This is a genomic window from Lactobacillus porci (assembly GCF_009695985.1).
In the GTDB taxonomy this organism is placed as follows: domain Bacteria; phylum Bacillota; class Bacilli; order Lactobacillales; family Lactobacillaceae; genus Lactobacillus; species Lactobacillus absianus.
In genome coordinates this window covers 1-21,378 of record NZ_VUMX01000027.1, presented here as the reverse complement: position 1 = coordinate 21,378, position 21,378 = coordinate 1, and the positions used below count along the sequence as shown (strand labels likewise).

Annotated in this window: 19 protein-coding genes and 1 rRNA gene; 6 read left to right on the top strand and 14 right to left on the bottom strand. The window is 54.6% G+C overall.

Annotated elements, in window-relative coordinates; translation table 11 throughout:
• Positions 1-135 precede the first annotated feature (135 nt).
• On the top strand, positions 136-393 hold the full coding sequence (locus tag FYJ62_RS10670) for a hypothetical protein (protein ID WP_195837421.1): 258 nt from the start codon (positions 136-138) through the stop codon (positions 391-393).
• Positions 394-898: 505 nt separating this feature from the next.
• Complete coding sequence (locus tag FYJ62_RS08620) at positions 899-1,807, top strand: cytochrome C5 (protein ID WP_154549290.1); 909 nt, start codon at positions 899-901, stop codon at positions 1,805-1,807.
• 47 nt (positions 1,808-1,854) lie between these two features.
• Here the strand turns inward: FYJ62_RS08620 and FYJ62_RS08615 are convergent, their stop codons facing one another.
• The 5 genes from FYJ62_RS08615 to glpK form a co-directional block, all read right to left on the bottom strand.
• The gene (locus FYJ62_RS08615) at positions 1,855-2,355 is read right to left on the bottom strand and encodes an O-acetyl-ADP-ribose deacetylase (RefSeq protein WP_154549289.1); all 501 of its coding nucleotides are present in this window, start codon (positions 2,353-2,355) and stop codon (positions 1,855-1,857) included.
• Entirely contained in the window at positions 2,356-3,126 is a 771-nt protein-coding gene (locus tag FYJ62_RS08610) for a tyrosine-protein phosphatase (protein ID WP_154549288.1), read from the bottom strand.
• Between the two features lie 112 nt (positions 3,127-3,238).
• Positions 3,239-3,730, bottom strand: coding sequence for an ATP-binding cassette domain-containing protein (locus FYJ62_RS08605; protein WP_154549287.1), 492 nt, complete (start codon positions 3,728-3,730; stop codon positions 3,239-3,241).
• Positions 3,731-3,878: 148 nt separating this feature from the next.
• Positions 3,879-4,640, bottom strand: coding sequence for a tyrosine-protein phosphatase (locus FYJ62_RS08600; protein WP_154549286.1), 762 nt, complete (start codon positions 4,638-4,640; stop codon positions 3,879-3,881).
• Positions 4,641-4,666: 26 nt separating this feature from the next.
• A complete protein-coding gene (gene glpK, locus FYJ62_RS08595; protein WP_154549285.1) occupies positions 4,667-6,181 on the bottom strand; it encodes a glycerol kinase GlpK in 1,515 nt (504 codons plus the stop codon).
• Positions 6,182-6,353: 172 nt separating this feature from the next.
• Here glpK and FYJ62_RS08590 point away from each other — a divergent pair, with 172 nt between their 5' ends.
• From FYJ62_RS08590 to FYJ62_RS10845, 4 genes are all read left to right on the top strand, one after another.
• On the top strand, positions 6,354-7,028 hold the full coding sequence (locus tag FYJ62_RS08590; RefSeq protein ID WP_154549284.1) for a type 1 glutamine amidotransferase: 675 nt from the start codon (positions 6,354-6,356) through the stop codon (positions 7,026-7,028).
• A 271-nt stretch (positions 7,029-7,299) separates the two neighbouring features.
• A complete protein-coding gene (locus tag FYJ62_RS08585; RefSeq protein ID WP_154549282.1) occupies positions 7,300-7,554 on the top strand; it encodes a transcriptional regulator in 255 nt (84 codons plus the stop codon).
• Between the two features lie 135 nt (positions 7,555-7,689).
• Entirely contained in the window at positions 7,690-9,786 is a 2,097-nt protein-coding gene (locus FYJ62_RS08580; protein ID WP_154549280.1) for an ATP-dependent Clp protease ATP-binding subunit, read from the top strand.
• A gap of 321 nt (positions 9,787-10,107) precedes the next feature.
• Entirely contained in the window at positions 10,108-13,095 is a 2,988-nt protein-coding gene (locus FYJ62_RS10845; RefSeq protein WP_229771883.1) for a diguanylate cyclase domain-containing protein, read from the top strand.
• A gap of 86 nt (positions 13,096-13,181) precedes the next feature.
• Here FYJ62_RS10845 and brnQ read toward each other — a convergent pair whose 3' ends face one another.
• The 9 genes from brnQ to rrf form a co-directional block, all read right to left on the bottom strand.
• Positions 13,182-14,549 carry a branched-chain amino acid transport system II carrier protein gene (gene brnQ, locus FYJ62_RS08560; protein ID WP_154549277.1) on the bottom strand — a complete coding sequence of 456 codons (1,368 nt, stop codon included), beginning with the start codon at positions 14,547-14,549 and terminating at the stop codon, positions 13,182-13,184.
• A gap of 531 nt (positions 14,550-15,080) precedes the next feature.
• Positions 15,081-15,404, bottom strand: a complete 324-nt coding sequence (locus tag FYJ62_RS08555) for an AzlD domain-containing protein (RefSeq protein WP_154549276.1) — start codon at positions 15,402-15,404, stop codon at positions 15,081-15,083.
• Positions 15,388-16,098, bottom strand: coding sequence for an AzlC family ABC transporter permease (locus FYJ62_RS08550; protein ID WP_154549274.1), 711 nt, complete (start codon positions 16,096-16,098; stop codon positions 15,388-15,390). The genes FYJ62_RS08555 and FYJ62_RS08550 overlap by 17 nt, the downstream gene beginning before the upstream one ends.
• A gap of 108 nt (positions 16,099-16,206) precedes the next feature.
• Positions 16,207-17,121, bottom strand: coding sequence for a DMT family transporter (locus FYJ62_RS08545; RefSeq protein WP_154549272.1), 915 nt, complete (start codon positions 17,119-17,121; stop codon positions 16,207-16,209).
• Between the two features lie 113 nt (positions 17,122-17,234).
• Positions 17,235-17,978: a gamma-glutamyl-gamma-aminobutyrate hydrolase family protein gene (locus tag FYJ62_RS08540; protein ID WP_154549271.1), complete on the bottom strand. Its 744-nt coding sequence runs from the start codon at positions 17,976-17,978 to the stop codon at positions 17,235-17,237.
• A gap of 3 nt (positions 17,979-17,981) precedes the next feature.
• Positions 17,982-18,791, bottom strand: coding sequence for a Cof-type HAD-IIB family hydrolase (locus FYJ62_RS08535; RefSeq protein WP_154549270.1), 810 nt, complete (start codon positions 18,789-18,791; stop codon positions 17,982-17,984).
• Positions 18,792-18,912: 121 nt separating this feature from the next.
• Complete coding sequence (locus FYJ62_RS08530) at positions 18,913-19,806, bottom strand: alpha/beta hydrolase (protein ID WP_154549268.1); 894 nt, start codon at positions 19,804-19,806, stop codon at positions 18,913-18,915.
• Positions 19,799-21,109 carry a PTS sugar transporter subunit IIC gene (locus tag FYJ62_RS08525; RefSeq protein ID WP_154549267.1) on the bottom strand — a complete coding sequence of 437 codons (1,311 nt, stop codon included), beginning with the start codon at positions 21,107-21,109 and terminating at the stop codon, positions 19,799-19,801. Before FYJ62_RS08525 ends, FYJ62_RS08530 begins: the two co-directional genes overlap by 8 nt.
• A gap of 144 nt (positions 21,110-21,253) precedes the next feature.
• Positions 21,254-21,370 (bottom strand): 5S ribosomal RNA (gene rrf / locus FYJ62_RS08520).
• Positions 21,371-21,378 lie beyond the last annotated feature (8 nt).

Here is a 21,378-nt window from a genome sequence, read left to right as displayed (position 1 = left end):
CCTTGTATGATCCTCTGCCATTAAGATAATCGGAAGCAACTTGTACTTTTAATTCGGATGAATATTTGGTCATAAAGATACCCCACAATCGTTAGATGTCTATGTCTAACAATTGTAGGGCACTTCATTGCGGGGATGGATTTTGTGATTTTGGACTTAGTTGGGGACTTTTTGGGGACGAATTGCGCGGTTTTCGATTTAGTTGGGGACTTTGCGGGGATGGATTTCGGGATTTTAGCTTTAGTTGGGGACTTTTTGGGGATAGATTTTGCGGTTTTGGCTTTAGTTGAGGACTTTGCGGGGACGAATTGCGCGATTTTTGACTTAGTTGGGGACTTTTTGGGGATTTTTTCCCCAAAAACACCCAACTGCAACCGATTTGCGAAAAATTAGCCCCGGAAAGTACCCAACTATTGGCTTTTTGCAAAAAACGAGCCCCGGAAAGTACCTAACTACTGGCTTTTTGACAAAAATTAGCCCCGGAAAGTACCCAACTACGGCTGATTTGACAAAATCGAGCCCCGGAAAGTACCCAACTACGGCCTTTTGCAAAAAATCGAGCCCCGGAAAGTACCTAACTACTGGCTTTTTGATAAAAATTAGCCCCGGAAAGTACCCAACTACGGCCTTCTTGACAAAAACGAGCCCCGGAAAGTACCCAACTACGGCTGATTTGCAAAAAATTAGCCCCGGAAAGTACCCAACTAACGATTTTCGGCTTACAGCTTCTTTGGTCATCCAAAAGGCAAAAATATCACCGGCCAACGGCAACCATGCTAAACTTATTTTTAGACTTTAATTACTGCACGGCTCATTAGATTTGGTAAAAAAGCCGTTAAAAAGCAACTCTTTCCAGTCAAGTTGTGGTACGATTGTGAGCACGAAAGGATGAGTTTATATGGCACGAATGTCGCGCAGACAGTACCAAGAAAGACAAGAACGCGCCTCCCAGACGCGGCAGGCAGACATCAAGGCGGTTCCCCGCTTGGACACTGACGGGGCTTCCCGGAGCGAGCAGAAGATCCGTCTGAATTTTTGGCAGATTTTCGCTGACCGGCCTTACGTCTCAGTCATTATGCTGAGCCTGGCCTTGTTTTGCGTCCTGGCCAAGTGGTGGATCGGTCTCGGACTGATCATCGGCTTGACCATCATCGGCATCTTTATCATTGGCCGCTCCCACCACCCAAACCGGGTGCTGAGCCTGGAATTCAAGCTCAAAGCCTCCAGAAAGCTGAGCATGATCAAGGCCCTGCAGTTGCTGGGTTCTACGGTCATGTTCCTGGCCGCCTACATGCGCCAGATCGTCAGCGTCAACTTTGCCTCCGCAGGGACCACGGACAGCCTGACCCTGATCCAGGGCGTCTTGAACAGCCACGGAACTTACGGCCAGCAAGGCTCTTACTTCCTGAGCCTGTTCAACTCCCTGACCGGGGGCTCGCTTTGGGGGACCTACCGCTACGCTACCAACAGCTCGCAAATGATGAACTCCAGCGCCGGCACGATGATCATCCTCTGGATCTTCCTCTTGATGATCGCCCCCGCCTTCTGCGTCCTGTCCCAGTTCTTCAGAGAGCCGTATTCCCGGCACGTGATGACCATCTTCTCCCTCATCTCCGCGGCGTCATTTATGATGACTCCCTACCTGATGAAGAAGTGGGTCGTCCAGTACGCGATTGAGAACCAAATGTCCCAAATTGCCGCCAACAACGCGGTCCAAGTCGGCGGGATGGTCTTCCCGGCCATCATTTCCGCCATCTTCGTCTTCATCCTGGCGATCTACCGGGAATTCAAGCGGGACGAATTTTAAGCCAGCATCAAAAAAAACAGCTCCAAATTCCTGGAGCTGTTTTTCGTTTACCCTAAAAGCTTCTGATATAAGGCGTAAGTCCGGGCATCATAGGCCACCATGATCACCCGCAGGTCATAATCCTTGTGGTCTCTAAGCCACTTGCGGACCTCCGTAAAGGCAATCTTGCTGGCCGCGCCCAAAGGATAGCCATAGACCCCGGTTGAAATCGCGGAAAAAGCCACCGAATGCAAGCCGTTTTCCTGAGCCACCCGCAGGCTGTTCCGGTAGCAGGCTGCCAACAGGAGCGGGTCGCTGTGTGAGCCACTATAGATGGGCCCAACCGTATGAATGACGTACTTGGCCGGCAGGTCAAAGCCGGGCGTGATCTTGGCCTCGCCCGTCTCGCATCCCCCCAAGGCCCGGCAGGCTGGATCCAGCTTTGGCCCAGCGGCCCGGTGGATGGCTCCGTCGACGCCGCCTCCTCCACGCAATTCCTTGTTGGCCGCGTTGACGATCACGTCAACCTTGAGACTGGTAATGTCACCTTGCCAAATTTCTAAGCTCATTTAATCCTCCAGATACATTTTTCTAAATTTAGCCAGCTCGGTCTTAGAAAGACCCAGGCGCTTTACCCAAAATTTATCAAAGCTGCCCCAGCCCTGGCGGATGGTCTCCGTAATCCCCTTAATCGCTGGACCTTCCCCTCTAGTGACGTTCATCTTAGCGATGATCTGGGACAGCTTTTCATTGGTTGGGTGCTGCTTCTTCCAAGAGAAGTCATAGAGCTCATCCGTAAGCATATAATCCCGGGCGATCGTGTCATCATCAACGCCCAAGGCCATCAGGATCATCACGCTGATAACGCCGGTCCGGTCCTTTCCGGCAGCGCAGTGATAGACCAAGGCCTGATCCTCAGGCAGGCGCAGAAGCTCTTTAAACACCTTGGCAATTGCTTCTTCTGAATGGCTGTTCAACAAAACCCGCTGGTAGATGCTGGGCAGATAGTCGTCAAAAACGGGAATATGATGAAAGAAGCGCAGGAGCGCATGCTTTTCTTCAAACCGCTCCCCCTCAGCGTAAAGACCGACGCTGACCAGCCGGGCACCTGGCCAAAGCAAGTCTGGATAAGCCCGCTGCTCACGGCTGGTCCGCAAGTCGCAGTCTACCGTGATATGCAGCTTGCAGAGGGTTGCCATGTCGCGCGTCGACATCTCGTTTAAGGCAGCCGACCGGTAGATCTTGCCCCACTTGACCTGGCGCCCGCCCAAGCCCTTGTAGCCGCCCAAGTCCCGGAAATTGACCGGCTGATCTAATTCAATCACTCTTTGCCGCGTCATCCTGCATCCCTCTTTTCCTAAATTCCAGCAGCTGTTGGCTTCCCTTTTATTTTAGTTTTTCAGGCTATTTTTGGCAAAAAAATCACTCCAGCCAAAGCCAGAGTGATATGGGTTATTTCGTCAGCACAATCTGTCTGTCAAACATGTTGACCATCTCGTCAGTAAAATTGTGTCCAATGAAGACGATGGTCGCCTTGCAATCGAGCAGGTTGCGCAGGATCCGCTTCGTGCTGTCGCGGTCAACCGACGCGGTTGCTTCGTCGATCAAAATGAAGCTGCTTCGGTTGAGCTCTGCACGGGCTAAAACGATCTTTTGCCTCTGCCCGCCAGAAACGTTTTGCTTCTCAACGTTTATGATGGTTTCTTTTCCTTTAGGGAACTTGGCAATGTCTTTGGACGGATCGACTTTTTGGAGGTATTCGTCCACTTGACCGTCAAGTTCTGACTTGAACATGGTGACGTTGTCCGAAATCGATGCTGGGAACAAAACCGGATCTTGCGGCACATAATGCAGTGCTTGCGGCGACACCTTGATCTCATGCCCGTCATGATCATAGAACACGATTTTTCCAGTCGTTGCCTGCAATTCGCCTGCCAAAATCATGAAACAAACTTTGACTTTATCAGACAGTCTTCGGAAACGGATAACACAGATCTTAAACACAAAAAACGCTCATCTAACCTCGATGAACGTTTTAAGGCATCGCTCTATTGCAGAGCTCTTCATAAAATAACACTATTTATTTATGCCTTTACTCCAAGAACTTGTTCCGCAGCCGCTCCAGGTCATGCCTGTCAAAGCCCAAGCTGGTGAAATAGCGGTCAAAGCCGCCCCACATCTGCCGGATGGTTTCCGTAATTCCATAAAAAGAGCTCTGGCTGACCTGGGTCTGGTTCATCTTGGCAATCTGCCGGCCCAGCCGGTCATTTTCATCAGCCTCATTCCAGTCCCGGCTGTAAGACCGGCTGAACAGGTAGTCACGCATGATTTCCCGGTCATCCAGCCCTAAGGCCATCAAGACAATCACGCTGACCATCCCCGTCCGGTCCTTGCCCATAGAGCAGTGGTAGATCAGGGCCTCATCATCTTTCAAAGCCAGCAGCTCCTGAAAAATTTTCCGCATCACCAGGCCAGTTCTAGGAGCCAGGAGGTTCTGCTGGTAGACCATGGCCAGGTAGGACAAGCGCGGAACCTTGCCGGAATATTTGGCCCAAGCTGCCTCGGCTTCTTCCTCTTCATCCCCGGCCTCACTGTAAAAGTGGGTATCAATCACCCTGGCTCCCGGCCAAATCTGGTCCGGGTAGCTGTCCTGCTCATGTCTGGAGCGCAGGTCGCAGTCCACCACGATCCGGCGGCGAGCCAGCTCAGCCTGGTCGGCCTTGGTCAAATGACTCAAGGATCCTGACCGGTAAAGCCGCCCCCACTGGACCCGGCGGCCGTCCTTAGTCCGGTAGCCGCCCAAATCCCGGCAATTGTAGCCAGCCTCCAGCTTGACGATCCGCTTTGTCTGCATTTCTGTCACCTCATTGTCCCAAAAAGCTAATCAAAATCCTGATTTCCGTGGGCAAATACGCGCGTGGCCAAAACGGCCCGCTGCCAGCCGGCGTAGAGGCGGTCGCTTTCAGCCTGCCCCATCTTCGGCTCAAAGGCTGCCCCGATCTGGGCAATCTCCTGCAAGCTGGCCAGGTCATCCCAGTAGCCGACGGCCAAGCCGGCCAAAAAGGCCACGCCCAGGCCCGTCGTTTCCAAGTCCTTGGCTCTTTCGATCTTGACGCCCAGCAGGTCGGCCTGGAACTGGAGCAGGTAGGCATTGTTGGATGCACCGCCGTCCACCCGCAAGGCCGGAATCTTGATTCCGGCATCTTTTTGCATGGTGTCGACCACGTCCCGGGTCTGGTAGGCCAAAGACTGCAGGGTGGCCTTGACCAGGTCCTTGTCGCTAGTCCCGCGGGTAATGCCAAAGACTGCCCCGCGGGCTTCCGCGTCCCAGTATGGCGCGCCCAGCCCCGTAAAGGCCGGCACCACGTAGACCTCGTTTTCATCCTTTGAGGCTAAGGCGGCTGCCTCTGAATCCGGCGCGTTCTTGATCAGCTTCATTGAGTCGCGCAGCCACTGGATCGCTGAGCCAGATACGAAAACCGACCCCTCCAGGGCATAAGTCACCTGGCCATTGAGCACGTAGCCAACGGTCGTCAGCAGGTTGTTGTTGGACTCGGCGGGCTCGCTGCCCGTATTCATCACGATGAATGACCCGGTCCCGTAGGTGTTCTTGACCATGCCGGGCCTAAGGGCGAGCTGGCCAAACAAGGCTGCCTGCTGGTCCCCGGCCATGCCGGAAATCGGCACCCGGCCGCCAAAGAACTGGTAGGGATTGGTCTCCCCGTAGACCTCAGAGTTGGACTTCACTTCCGGCAGCATGACCCGCGGAATCTTCAGCAAGTCCAGAATGTCCTGGTCCCAGTCCAGGTCATGAATGTTGAAGAGCATGGTCCGGCTGGCATTGGTGGAGTCGGTGACGTGCACGGCCCCATTGGTCAATTTCCAGGCCAGCCAAGTATCGATGGTCCCAAACAAGAGCTCACCTTTCTCAGCCCGCTCCTGGGCACCAGGCACCCGATCCAGAATCCAGCGGATCTTGGTCGCGGAGAAGTAAGGGTCGATGATCAAGCCGGTCTTCTTGCGGATCATTTCCCCATAGCCCTCCCGCTTGAGCTGCTCGGCCAGGGCTGTGCTTTGGCGGGACTGCCAGACGACGGCGTTGTAGATTGGCCGGCCAGTGGCCTTGTCCCAGATCACGGTCGTCTCCCGCTGGTTGCTAATCCCGATCCCGGCAATCTGGTCGGGACGGATGGCGGAATTGATCAAGGCCGTGGAAACCGTGATCTGCACGGCGTTCCAGATTTCTTCAGCCTTGTGCTCAACCCAGCCCGGCTCCGGAAAGTATTGGGGGAACTCGCGGGCCGCTGAAGCCACCTGCCGGCCTTGGTGGTCATAGATGATGGCCCGGGTTGAAGTCGTTCCTTCATCGATCGCCAATATGTATTTATCTGCCATTTTTGTCCTCCTCATCGAAAACGCTTACCATTCAAGTCTAGACTACTTTGGCTGAAAGGCAAGAATATTTCACGGCGAATGTTTGCGATTTGCCTAAAAAAGCGCCAATGTTACCTATTTTTTGATGATTAGTTTATACTAAATGCAATGACTTAGAAAAGGGAGACTACCGATGGCAGAAAACATTATCCAAATCGCCTACCTTTATGAAGACTTGATGAACACTTACGGCGACTCCGGCGACGTGAAGATCCTCCGCTTCCTCTTGGGCAAGCAAGGCTACCAGACCAATGTCGACAACATTTCCCTGGGCTCATCCTTCAACGCGGACGACTATGACTTCGTCTTCTTCGGAGGCGGGCAGGACTACGAGCAGAGCATCGTGGCCAAGGACCTGCAGCGCTTCAAGGAGACCTTGGAAAAATACATCAACGATGACAACCCCATGCTGGCCATTTGCGGGGGCTATGAACTGATGGGGACCTACTATAACACGATTTCCGGGACTAAGATCAAGGGGCTGGGCATCCTGCCCCTGCATACGGAGTTCGACCCGGAAAAGCGGATGATCGGCGACACCAAGTACGAAACCGAATGGGGGCCAACTGTCGGCTTTGAAAACCACTCCGGCCAAACCTTCCTGGACGACCGGACCATGCTCAAGCCTTTCGCCAAGGTGGTTGAAGGCTACGGGAACAACCATGAGGAGAAGGAAGACGGGGTTCGCTACAAGAACTTCATCGGCTCCTGGTCCCATGGCCCAATGCTCAAGAACGAGAACGTGGCCAAGGCCATCGTCAACATGATCCTGGACCGGCACGACAAGCGCCTGGCCCAAGCTGAATAAGCATTTTTGCAGGCACCGGCTCAGCCGGTGCCCTTTTTTGGGGCCTTTTTCAAGCAAAGCGACCTGTTCCGCCAAACCCAAGTCTTGAGCCAGCTGCTCACCCAAGCCCGGCAAGAGTTTTCCGGGTTCAAAGCTTAATTCAATCATCGCCAAAAGCCGGCCCAGCTGGCTTTTGGTCTTTTTTTGCCCAAAATCTCGCAAAAAAATGTTATTTCACACTTGTGCTATACCACAGATGTGTTATAATAATTGGCGTAGGGAAGTGAAAGACATGAAGATCGATATCATTCGATACCTCGACAAGCACCACCTGACCATCTATCGCGTCGCGAAAGATTCAGGCTACGGCTACACAACCCTTCACAAGTCATTCAACAAGCACCAGTCCAACGCGACCTCAATCAACCTACGCGACCTGGACGCCCTAGCCCGGGCCCAGCACTTAGCCATGTGGCAGGTGCTGCAGGAGCTGGAGACCGAATATCTCAGTGAAGATGAAACGGACGACGGTGACGATGACAAATAATTGAAGGTTGGTTAACCGCTGAAAAGTCCTTGTGTTTTGATTTTTGATTAATGCAAAGGGCTTTTTATGTAGGCTAATTTACCGACAGACGAACTAAATGCTGTTTTTACTCACGCTTAGAAAGAGGCAACAAAGATGGCTTACAACGATTTTAATGATTTTAACGACATGGATGATCTCTTTAGACAATTAATGAACGGGATGGGCGGCTTCAATTCCGAAAACCGCCGCTACCTGATCAACGGCCGCCAGGTCAGCCCGGAAGAATTCGCGGAATACCAAAAGACCGGCCGCCTGCCAGGCAATGAGGCCCAAGCGCCAAAGAGCGGCAAGCAAACCGCTGGCGGGATCTTGGAGAAATTGGGCCGCAACCTGACCGAAGCCGCCCGCAAGGGTGAGCTGGACCCAGTCATTGGGCGCAACAAGGAAATTCAGGAAACGGCGGAAATCCTGTCCCGGCGGACCAAGAACAACCCGGTCTTAGTCGGTGATGCCGGCGTCGGGAAGACGGCGGTCGTTGAAGGATTGGCCCAGGCCATCGTCAACGGCGACGTGCCGGAATCCATCAAGAACAAGGAAATCATCTCCATTGATATTTCCAGCCTGGAAGCCGGAACCCAGTACCGGGGGTCATTCGAGCAGAACATCCAGGACCTGGTCAAGGAGGTCAAGGAACGGGGCAACGTGATCCTCTTCTTCGATGAAATCCACCAGATTCTGGGTGCCGGCGGCATGGGCGACGGCAGCGGCTCCAAGGGGATGTCCGACATCTTGAAGCCGGCCCTTTCCCGCGGCGAAATTACCGTGATCGGGGCCACCACTCAAGATGAGTACCGGAACACGATCATGAAGGACGCGGCCCTGGCCCGGCGCTTCAACGAAGTCACGGTCAATGCCCCAAGTCCGGAAGACACCTGCAAGATTCTGCAAGGCTTGCGGCCCTTGTATGAAAAGCACCACAACGTGGAGCTGCCAGACGACGTTCTGAAGGCCGCGGTCGACTACTCAGTTCAGTACATTCCGCAAAGATCCTTGCCTGACAAGGCCATCGACCTGCTGGACATGACGGCGGCCCACTTGGCCGCCCAGCATCCGGTAACGGACGTCAAGGCCGTGGAAAAGCAGATCAAGGCTGAAAAAGAGGCCCAGGAAAAGGCCGCTGAAAAAGAAGACTACGAAAGCGCCTTGAAGCACAAGGTCAACATCGAGAAGTTGCAAAAGAAGATCACGGACAGTCATGACCAGCGCAAGACGGTTGCCACTCCAAACGACGTGGCTGCCGCGGTGGAAAGACTGACCGGCATTCCGGTTGCCAAGATGGGGGCCAGCGACATTGAACGGCTCAAGGGACTGGGCCAGCGCCTGAAGGGCAAGGTCATCGGCCAAGATGAGGCCGTGGAAGCCGTTGCCCGGGCCATCCGCAGAAACCGGGCCGGCTTTGACGAAGGCAACCGGCCAATCGGCTCCTTCCTCTTCGTGGGCCCGACCGGGGTCGGCAAGACGGAATTGGCTAAGCAGCTGGCCTTGGACATGTTCGGCTCAAAGGATGCCATCATCCGCTTGGACATGTCTGAATACGCTGACCGCACGGCCGTCTCCAAGCTGATCGGGACTTCAGCCGGCTACGTGGGCTACAACGACAACTCCAACACCTTGACTGAGCGCGTGCGCCGGAACCCTTACTCAATCATCCTTTTGGACGAAATTGAAAAGGCTGACCCGCAAGTCATTACCCTCCTGCTCCAAGTTTTGGACGACGGGCGCTTGACTGACGGGCAAGGCAACACGGTCAACTTCAAGAACACCGTGATCATCGCTACCTCTAACGCCGGCTTCGGCAATGAAAAGCTGACTGGCGGCGCTGACCATGACCAAGACTTGCTGGACCGCTTGGCTCCTTACTTCAGACCAGAATTTTTGAACCGCTTCGACGCGGTCATCGAATTCAGCCACCTGACCAAGGAAGACCTGAAGGACATCGTCAACTTGATGCTTGACAGCGTCAACAAGACCCTGGCCAAGAAGGGGCTCACTTTGACGGTCACCGAAGCCGCCAAGGACTACCTGATCGAGCAAGGCTACGATGAAGCTATGGGCGCGCGGCCGCTGCGCAGAGTGATCGAGCGGGAAATCCGCGACAAGGTCACCGACTTCTACCTTGACCACCTTGACGTCAAGCACCTGCACGCGGACATGAAGGACGGCGAACTGGTCATCACTGAAGAAAAATAATCGATTACTGTAATTCAATCCTCCTTAAAACAGACATGCAAAAGCCTGGCGAGAAATCGCCAGGCTTTTTTTGTCGCGCCGCGGGGAAAGTGAATTATCTTGCCGCACGGCGGCTTATATAACAATATATATATTGTTATATAACATTTTGCCTATTATCATTTTGCTTTTAAAGAGTTGCTTTTCTTGTTCATTTTTTAAAAGTCTTAGAAAACAGCTGAAAAACGAGCCTATGCCTTGGCTTATTTTCAATAACAAGTATTATAATTAGGTTATACTAACTCGCTTGGATAAATTTACTTTAGGAGTGAATGATTGACGATGAAAGATGCAGATTATCAGTTTAGCCCGCGCGTTCGCAAGCTCTATGAAAACTCACCTTTCCCCCTACTTGTCTACCAGCTTTCAGGCACCGCGCATCAAGTCCTGCTCGTTTCAGATGGTTACTGCCAAATGGTCCAGAGCTCCCGGACTGAGGCCATGAATTACTTAAACCAGCATAGTTTCAGCCGTGTCTACCCAGACGACCGGCAGGCCATGACGGCTTTTATTCATAATTGCCGTCAGAACTCCGGCCAGCTGCTCTTCCGTTTTGCCATCAACGGCAGCTACCACCGGCTTTTGGCGACCAGAAACCCCTTTGCCGCGCCAAATGGGGCTTTTTTGCAATGCGTGGCTTACGCTGACCTGACGGCCAGCGGAGCTGAAGCAGAACTGGAGACATCCTGCCAGCAATGCAGCCAGGTCGACCGCCTGACCGGCCTGCCCAACATCAACCATTTCAACATTGAAGGCAGCAAATTCCTTCACCAGGTGCAAAGAGAGCACCGGGTCGCGGCCGCCATTCTCCTGGACGTCAACAACATGAACGCCTACAACAACCGCTTTGGCTACGTCAAGGGCGACATTCTGCTGAACCGCCTGGGCCAGGCGATGCGGGAAGTCTTTACTGACAGCCTGATCTGCCGCTATTCCCAAGACCAGTTCGTTATCATTACCCGCAGAAGCGGTCTGGAAGAACGGATTGGCCAGCTGAACCGGCAAATGAAACAGATCGCGGCCGACCACCTGACCGCCATCCGTTGCGGGGTCTACTTGACCGCTGACCAAGAGGAATACGCCGTCTCCGCAGTCGACAAGGCCCACCTGGCCCTATTGTCCATGTCCAGCAGCGAAAAGACCGCCTGCAAATTCTACGACAGCCGGGTCAAAGAGCGCTTCGCTAAGCGGGACTACATCATGACCCACCTGGCCCAGGCCCTGGCTGACGACTGGATTAAAGTCGACGTGCAGCCCATGGTCAACGTCTTCAACCACAAGGCCGTGGCCTTGGAGCTTTTTGCCCGCTGGGACGACCCAAAGCTTGGCGTCCTTTACCCGAAGGACTTTCTCCATTACCTGGAAGAGGTCCATTTGACCCACGTGCTGGACCTGCACGTGCTCAAGCAGGCCTGCCGGATCTGGAGCCAGCGGCGCAATGAAAACCAGCTGAACATCCCCCTGGTCATCAACCTGCTGGCCGATGACCTGGAAGACGACGACTTTCTGACCAACGTCAACGAGCTGATGGCCAAATACCAGATTCCCCGCCATTACCTCTGCTTTGACCTGGCCCTGGCTGATGATGCCGACAAAGACGTGATCCAAGAACGGCTCACCCGGCTCAAGGCTGAAGGCTACATCTACTCCTTCGATACCCGCACCAGCAGCTACAGCCTGATCAACGCCCTGGCCGACTTCGACTTTGACTTCGTCAAGTTCGATATGAATAAGCTGGATATCAAAAATCAAAAATCCATGACCGTTTTGACTAGCACGATCGACCTCTGCAAGCGCCTGGGCTGCCGGCCGCTTTTTAAAGGGGTGGAGACTTACGACCAATACAGCTTCATCAGGCGTCTGGGCTGCCTGCTCATGCAGGGCAAGTACCTGATGGCCCCAGCCGCCTACGAGGAAATTACCAAGCGCTTGGACCGGGCGGGCCTGCAGACCCAAAGCATGGGCGAGTCCTGGTTCTACAATGAGATCAACTCGATTGACGTGTTTGATCCCTCTTACCGCTTCTTCAACAAGCATACGCCGCCCTTGGGCACCTCCTTCCCCGTTGCCCTGTTCCTGGTCAGAAACAGCCAGCTCGACCTGGTCTACGTCAATCCTGCCGGCCGCCAGCAGTCCAAGCAGCTCTATGGGACGGAAACTGCCTTCCTGGATGCCCTGCATGCCCGCACGTCCAACAATGCCCTGCGCTTTTGGGACGCCGCAGCCAGCTGCGAGTCAGCCGGCGACACTGCCTCTTGGGTCATGACCACCAAGGACCGCCTGCGCTACCAGGTGCAGATGCAATTGGTTGCCAGTTACAACGACAGCAAGGCCATCCTGGCGGAAATCGACGGACACCCGATCAGGGAGCTCAGCGACTTCTATGGCAGCGTGGCCCATGACGTCAAAAAGAACGACGTCTGGAAGTCGCTCATCAGCAGCATCAAGCTGGGCATGTTCTGGAAGGACAAGGACCTCCGCTTCCTGGGCGTCAACCAGTACTTCCTGGACTACTACGGCATGACCGCCAATGACGTGGTCGGCCATACGGATGACGAACTGGGCTTCAACGTCAACGCGGCGGCTTTTGACGGCAACGAGCAGCAGCTCCTGCAAGACGGCATCCCCCTGCGCGCCATGGGTCAGACCCATGCCCGGGGGCAGGTCCGGGACATTCTGACCTTCAAGGCACCGGTCTACTCCAACAAGCAGACCGCTGGCTTGATGGGCCTCTTTTTGGACGTCACCCACACCGCCAAGCGGATCGCTGAATTGGAAAAGGAAGCCTCCATGGACGCCCTGACCAGCTTGAAGAACCGGCACAATTTCGAGCGTGACTTCAAGTACCTGACCAAGAAGCCAATCACCGTAATGATGATCGACATCGACCACTTCAAGGACTATAACGACAACTATGGCCACCGCTACGGCGACGAGGTCCTGAAGAGCATCAGCCAAGTCCTGTTGGAGAACTACGGGATCGGGCACTGCTACCGGTACGGCGGCGATGAGTTCCTGATCCTCTGCGACCGCTTGAGCGATGAGGAGATTAAGGAAAAGGACGCCAAGGTCCGCCAGGCCCTGGAGCACATTCAGTTGCTGGGCCTCTACTTCTCCATTCACATCTCCGTGGGCTACGTGCAAGGGACGGCCCTGACGCCGGCCCAGGTGCAGGCCATGATCCGCCAGGCCGACCGCAACCTTTACTCGGTTAAAGGTAATGGCCGCAATGGCCTGCTGGGCAGCCAGTTCTGCCTGGATGAGCTTTAAAATTCCACGCAAAAACTCCAGAGCCGCGGCTCTGGAGTTTTTGCATTTTTTCGTTTTGGAAAAATGGGAGTTTTTAAGCAGCTGGACTAGTTCAGTTCCATCTGCTTGGCGGTCTGGCCCAGGTGCTGCTTGAGCAAGTGGCCGCTCAGACCGATGATGTAGCCGGCAATCCCGAAGGTCAGCCAGCCCAGACCCAGTGAGAAGAATGGGAAGCAGTGGCTGGCAAAGGCGATCATAGCCTTGGCCAGGGCCGTGTTGGCGATCAGGGCCGGCGCGGCGTTGATCCCATCAAAAATTGCTGGGATCAGGGCAAAGAAGATGGTGAAGCGGTAAACGATACTGTCGTTCTTGAACAGCTTGGAAGTCAGGCCGCAGAAGATCAAAGCGATGGCAATCGGGTACAGGAACATCAAAACCGGGGTTGACCAGGAAATGATGGTGTTCAGGCCGAAGTTGGCAATCAGGAAGGAAATGCCGCAGTTAAAGGTCAGGAAAGTCCGGTAGGAAATCTTTGGAAAACGCTTGTGGAAGTCTTGGGCAAAGGCAACAACCAGGCCGATCGCTGATGACATGCAGGTGATAGTGGCCAAAAGGGCCAGGAGGGCTTCACCAAAGAGGCCGAGGAAGTGGTTGGCGATTTGGGCAAAAGCAATGCCGCCGTTGGCTGACAGCTTGAAATAGTGCAGGCTGCTTGCCCCAAGCCAGATCAAGATGAAGTAGATCAAAGCGATGCCGAGGAAGCCCAGCAAGCCCGTCTTGGCCAGGGCCAGTGAGGCATCCTTTTCCTTCTTCAGGCCAAAGGCCCGGATGGCCGAAACAACCGTAACGCCGAAGGCTAAGGCAGCCAGCGCGTCCAAGGTGTTGTACCCTTCCAAAAAGCCGTTCGGGAAAGCAGCGCCCGCGTAGCCGGCAGCAGCCCTGGTGCTTGCGGCTGAGCCCATTGGATTGATAAAGGCAAACAAGAACATAATGAAAAGCAGCAGCAGGAAGGCCGGGTTCAGGATCTTGCCGACATTGTCAGTGATCTTGCCTTCAGTCAAGGACGCGTAGTAAACGATCCCGAAGAAGATAGCGGAGTAGATCAGCAAGGCCCAAGGCTGCATGGCGGCCGGGAAGTGGGCGGAAAACATGGCAAAAGGCACCGTCGCGGTCCGCGGGGTGGCGAACAGCGGCCCCAAAGTCAGGTGGACCAGGATCAAGAAGGTCAAGGCAAAGCCCCCGCCTAATGGCGACGCTAGGCCGTAGATCCCGTCAGCTCTGGTAATGGCCAGGGCCAAAAGGGCAGCCAGGGGGATCAGGGTCCCGGAAATGATGAAGCCGATCGCGGCTGGCAGCCAGTGACTGCCGGCCAGCTGGCCCAAGTGTACTGGGAAGATCAGGTTTCCGGCCCCAAAGAACATCCCAAAAATCAATGATGCGATAATCAAATAATGTTTTAATTGCAGTTTCTTCATGATTGAATCTCCTAAATTTCCAGTAAAAACGAAAACAACAGTGAAATTTGGAGATCAGCGCTAATCTCGAGTCATTAAAAATGCTAAAAAAAACGCCCCAGCAGAAGCTGAGCTTCTGCAAGGACGCGTCTCGCGTGTTACCACCTTAATTCATTGCCCTGTCGCCAGAGCAACCTTACCCCGTACTGGCCGGACTGCTCCAGCCAAGACGTTGACGCTGTAAAGGGCGAACCCATTTAACGCTCCGCGAGACGCGTCGCATTAACCACTCCAAGCCTACTTTCGTTCCAAGCCCCGCGTGCCACTTTCTCACCGTTCATTGACTCTCTTTAAGGCGGAAGCTTGGTCTACTCTGCTCTTTCTGGTGTTTGAATTTCTTTAGTACTTTTAACTTGTTTATAATCTAATCCCTTTCTCATCTTTTTGCAAGAAAAAATCGTCCTTCTTTGGAAAATAATTTTAAAAAAGCAAAAGCCACCTGCTTTTTCTGCAGGTGGCTTTATTTTCTTAGCTTTGTTTGTCTTATTTCTCTTAAAACAAGCGGATCAAGGCCAGGCTGGCCACGCCGGCGATGACGATCCACAGCAGGTCCTTGGTTAAAATGGCCGCGGCCAGGGCTGGCACGGTGGCGCCGGCGTACTGCCAGTCGACCTTAGGCAGCCGGCCCTGCTTGGCCGTGAACAGGCAGCTAAACCACAGGGTGGTCATGATCACGATCGGCACGAACTGCAGGAACTCCATCAGCCATTTGGGCATGGCGAACTTTTTCAGGACGATAAAGGGCACGATCCGCAAGAAGGTGATCGCGGCGCAGCAGACCAGATAGGTCACGATTAATTTACTTGAAAAAGGCATGCTTGATCCCCATTCCTAACAAACATCCGGCAAAAGTAACGACAATCGTGACCGCGTTGCTTGGCAGCACGATCATCCCCAGGTAGGTCAACAGGGCCGTAACCCCGATCATAATCAGCTGCAGATTGAATTCAACCGCCTTGTCGCTGATCAGCTGCAGGTACAGCAGGCCCAGGAACATGGCCGCGACAGCAAAGTCCAGGCCCAGGGCCTTGGTGTCCGGCACCAGGCCGCCCAAGAGCGCCCCAAGGCAGCTGGATCCGGCCCACGTCAGGTAAGCCATGAGGTTTGACGCGTTCAGCCAGTCATAGGACAGCTTGCCGTCAGTATAGTTAAGCTTGGTGATGGCCAGGGCAAAAGTCTCGTCGGTCAGCAGAAAGCCCAGCCAGAGGTTCTTGACCAGCCGCTCCTCTTTGAACTTGGGCGCCAAAGTCAGGGACATCAGCAGCATCCGCGAGCTCATCAAGGTCACCGCCAGAGCGATGGCAAAAACCGAGCTCCCGGCCGCGTACATGGAGACCAGGGCAAATTCCCCGGCCCCAGTGTAGACCAAGAGCGACATCAAAGTCGCCTCCAGGGCCGTAAAGCCGCTGGTGTGGGCGATGATCCCAAATGCCAGGCCGATCCCGATATAGCCCAAGACCGTTGGAATCGTCTCCTTTACCCCGGTCCGGGCATCCAGTTCCCCGTTCATTGCCGTCCCCCCTGTCAAAATAAAGGCTTAAAAAAATATTAATAGATTAAGTATAACCTTTTTAAGCCTTAATAAACAACAGAAATAACAGGCAATTTTTTATTTTTCCTAAGCCTGCTTGCGGCGCAGCTTGGTCCCGCGGGGGCTGGGAAGCAGCTGCATCCCCGTTGCCAGCACGATCAAGGCCCCGCCGACCATCTTCATGATTCCGAAGTCGCTGCCCAGGAGCGACACGGACAAGATCGTCGCGACTAATGGCTCAAAGGCCTCCAGGATCCCGGCCAGGGCCGCTGAAATGTACAAAACCGAGGACAGGTACAAGGCATAAGCCAGCAGGGTGCCGGCCACGACGATGTACAAGACCAGACCCCATTCAGGCAAAGTGACGTGCTTGGCCGGGACAGCCAACAGGACCGGCGTCAGGACGATTCCGCCAAAGAGCATGCCCCAGCTGAGGATGTCGATGGTCCCGTACTTCTTGAACAGCTTGGCCGGCATCATGATGTCGGCGGCCTGGGTCACGGCTGAAAGAAAGCCCCAGAACAGGGTGGCCGGCGTGACGGCTAAGTGGCCCAAATTGCCATTGGTCACCAGGATGACGGTCCCCACCAAGGCCACGGCAATCGACAGGAGGTCAACCCGCCGCGGCTTCTGCCGGGTCTTGGCGGCCATAAAGGCAATGATCAAAACCGGAGCCAGGAAGACCAGCACCGTGGCCGTGGGCGCGTTGGAAAGCTGGACACAGTAAAAGTAGGTCAGCTGGCTGCCGACTAACCCGAACAGGCCATAGAGGGCCCCATAGAGCAGGTCATGCTTGTCATGGAAAATGGCAAAAATCTTCCGCCCCTCCCGCAGGTAGCTGAAAAGCAAAAACATGACCCCAGCCAGCCAGGCCCTGACGCCGACCAGCCACAAGGTGTTGATGTTGGCATGCTGGTAAAGCATCTCTGCCGCCGTGCCCGAGGTCCCCCACAAGGAGGCCCCCACTACCGCCAGCATGATGCCGTGCTGCTTCCGATTCATTTTTCCTGTCCTCTCACTTTGTTTCACGTGTAACTTTTTTTGCTTTTTTTAAAAGCACTTGCCTTCTGCAAAAAAATGCTGAAGGAGGCAGTCCTTGCAGCATTTTGACTTCTTTATCGCGCTTGCGCCTGGTCAATCAGGTACTTGAAGATCTTGTTCATGATCCATGATTCCGGAGCCGGGTTGGCGTGCATCTCTTCCGGGTGCCACTGGACCGCGATGACCTTCCCGTCGCGGGATTCCAGGGCTTCCGGCACCTCGTCGCTGGCCCAGCCGGCCAGAACCAGGTCCGGGGCCACGTCCTTGATCATCTGGTGGTGGAAGGAGTTGGTCAGCAGCTCGGTCTGGCCAAAGATCTGGGCCAGGCGCGTCCCTTCCCGCAAGGTCACCTTGTGGCTGCCGACGTCCGGCCGGGTGCCCTGCATGTGCTTCAAGGTATACTTGCCGCGCAAGGAGCCGTCCTGCCACATGGAGCCGCCATGGGCTACGTTGATGATCTGCGCTCCCCTGCAGATGCCCAATACGGGCTTGCCGGCTGCTTCAGCCGCCTTTAACAGGGCGATGTCAAACTTGTCGCGGTCTGGCCAGGTCGCCCCGCTCTTTGGATCCTGCTCTTCCCCGTACAGGTGGGGGTCAACGTCGTGGCCGCCGGACAGGATCAGGGCGTCTACCGCCTGCAGCTGCTCCTGGGCCATTTCACTGGTGCCCTTGGTAAAAGGAATCACCAAGGGGATGCCGCCGTTTTGGTAGACCGAATCCACGTAGGCCGCGTTGACGTAAGTCCGGGGCTCGCCAAAAAAGGGGCCGCCGGTAATGGCTACTTCTGAGCCGGAAATCCCGATAACAGGTTTGTTCATGTGCTAGTCCTCCATGTCCACTAACTGCTCAACGGCCTTGGCAATCCCATCCTGATTGTTGCTGGCGGTGATGTAGTCGGCCCGCTGCTTGATTTCCGGAATGGCATTGCCCATAGCTACCTTGAAGACGTCAGGCAGGCTGAAGTCTGACAGGTCATTGTTGTTGTCCCCAAAGACCATGGCCTCCTTTTGCGGAATGTCCAAATAATCCAGCAGGTAGGTCAAGGCATTGCCCTTGGTCGTGCCGTAGGTGTTGAATTCCAAGCACTGGCCGCCGCTGGCGGAAATGGTGAATTCCTTGTCCGCTGCTGGTGGCAAGGCAGCTCTAAACTTCTTCATCAGGCTTGGCAGCGAGACGAACTCGCCCTTGATGATCTGGTAGTCCACCTCGTCTTCCATGACCTTGACCCCCATGTTGCGGGCCTTGGCCACGAAAGAAACGCCGAACTTGCTGGCCCCCTTGGGAACGTAAAAGTCCTCGGTGTTCATCAGATAAGGCCCCATGATCCCTGGCCGCTTCAAGGCAATCAGGTGGTCAACGTTTTCCGGAGTCAGGGCGCTGGAATGGAGAATCTGTCCGTCCATCCGCTGCACCAAGCCGCCATTGTAGCAAATGGCGAAGTTTTCATCCGCCTTGAAGGCAAAAGGCTCAAAGACCTTCAGCACCCCAGGCAAAGGCCGGCCGGACAGGGGCACCACGTAGATGCCATGGGCCCGGGCCCGCTTCAAGGCCTTCAGGGTCTTGGGGCTGACTTCCTTCTTGGAGTTCAAGAGGGTCCCGTCAAGGTCGACTGCGATCAATTTTATCTTCATGTTTCCGCCCTTTCTGTTTCTTAGGGAAAAGAGCATTGACTGCCGTTGCTGTTAGCTGCTGTTTTTTTAATCTTTTACTAATAATCATACAGTCAATGCCGACTTTTGCCAAGTGGCAAAGTTACTGCTTCCGCTGGCTGCCTGCCGCCTGCGGTCCGGCCGCGTCATGGCTGAGCAGGTACTGCTCAATCAGGCGGACGACCTGCTTGTTCTGCGGCAGACTGGAGTGCTGGGCGTCAACCCCGGTCACGGTCATGGTCGTGTAGCTCTTGACCTGGTTCTGGAAGATGTACTTCCCAGCCTCCACGCTGTTTTCCGGCACGATCCCGTCAGATTCATAGTTTTCGCCCCCCGACAGGGAGTAGACGATCAGGCTCTTGGGCAGGCGCTTGCGGTACTTGATGAATTCCGACAGCATCTGGGTCTTGTTCTTGATGCTTTTTTCATTAAAATTGTACGGCGACCCCAGGGTCATCAGCCGCTTCATCTTGATGTCCGAATCGTACTGGCTGTAGTAGTGCTCCAGCCAGTAGGTCCAGATCAAGCCGCCGTTTGAGTGGCCAAAAGCCTTGAAGTTGTTGAACTTGTAGTTCCGCGAGATTTCGTAAAAGGCATTGTCCAGCCAGCTGGCCTGCTTCTTGATATTGGCATAGCCGTCATGGTTGTTTGCAAAGCCGATCACGATAAAGGGCTCATTGTCCCCACGCTTGATTGAGCCCGTATAGGTCAAGCCGCCGTCCTCGCTGACTTCCACCTTCAGCAGGCTGTGCTTGTCAGGCGTGTGCTTGTTCAGCAAGGACACCAGTTCATTGAAACGGCCGACCGTGGCACTGGAGCCCGGTACCATGATGACTGGCGACAGCTTGGAGCGCTGGCGCTCGGCATGGGCCTTGTTGGTCTTCTTCATCCAGGAATAGCCGGGCACGGCCAAGAGAATGATCAAGGTAAAGACGATGATGATCAGGCGCCAGTTCCGGCTTTCCGGCCAGCGAAAGCGGGCCTTTTGCTTAAACATGCTGGTCCTCCTTCCGTTCATACTGCTGCAAGAGCCGCTTGGCGTGGTTGTCCAGCTTGACGGCTGGCACCATCAAGAGGATATCCGCGATAAAGAGGCAGATCGAGAAAATCAGGGTCGGCCAGTTGCCGTTAGTAGCGAAAAAGGCCGTCAGCGGCCCTGGCGTCCCCGTGAGGACCGCGTAGACCGGCGTCGGCACGATCTTCAAGGCGATGGCCAAAGAGGCCACCAGGACGTTAAACGCGGGCAGAATAGTCAATTGCAGGCAAAAGATGGGGTTCAAGACGACCGGCAGGCCGATCATAAAGCCGCGGGCGGAGCTGAAGAGGACCGGGATCAGGTTCAGCTTGGAAACCGTCTCCGCCTCTCTTCGCCGCCCCCAGATCAAGATTGCCAGCAGTATCGCCAAAACGGCCACACAGCCGCCCATGGTCCCATAGGAGTAGATCAAGGATCCGCCCAGAAAACGGTAAGGTACGTTCCAGACCGACCCCCGCCGCAGGACGAAGTTCAAGTTGGCCGTGGCAGCCGCGGAAGTAGTCAGGTTGCTCATGTCCGCGATTGGGGACTCAATTCCGATCCAGTTCAAGAAGCTGGCCAGAATGGTGGCGGGAACGATCTCCAGGAGATTGTTGGAATTTTCGATTGGCGACCAGAAGGCGGCGAAGCTGCCAGTCCTGCCGGCCTGGCTGGCCAGCCAGTAGGCCAAGCCGCCAGCCGCGGCCCCGATCAGGATGCTGACGGTGCTGGGCTTTAAGGCATTCAAGGCACGGGTCTGAACCATCCGGGCATGCTCATAGTCAACTTGCTCATAAGCCGGAGCCAGCCAGTGAAAGATCTGCCCCACGATGTAGCCGACCACCAAGGCAATCAGGGTATACTGAATGCTTAAGAAAGGAGACTGAAACAAGGAGACCCGGCCAGTCTTCCCCATCTGGGTCAAATAGCTGATAACCAGGAGGATCGTGCTTCCGCTGATCCCAGCCATGGTGTGGTCCTTTTTGTACAAGTCGGCCGTAAAAGCCGCCGCGAAGTAGACCACATAGATGCCAAAGAGGCTGAAGATCACCTGCACCACGCTTTGCGACAAGCTCATGCCGATATCCCAGAAAGTGTCGCTCATGAGCTTGTCAAAGTCAAATAAGTTGTAAATAAAGCTTTCTGGCGAGAACACGCTGTCCTGCAGGACCTGAAAATAGGCCCCAATCATCGCCAGCGGCATCAGGGTGGAAAAGGTTCGCTGAGCCATTCTGAAAAAAGAACGGCGCCTGAGCCAAATACACCAATATGCCAATCTGTCCATCTTACCAATCCCCCTAAAATTTCACCTATTGCACACTAACTAATTATACCTGTCTATAATCCGCGATTTCCAAAATTTTGGTTCAAGTTTTGCTTTTCCTAGCAAAACAAAAAAGAGCCAGACTTCCGTCTGACTCTTGCTTTCGCGCGGCAGCGCCCTATCCTCGCAGGCAGTTTCCCACCAACTACTTTCGGCGCGAAGAAGCTTAACTTCTGTGTTCGGCATGGGAACAGGTGTATCCTTCTTGCCACTGCCACCGCACTTTTTTC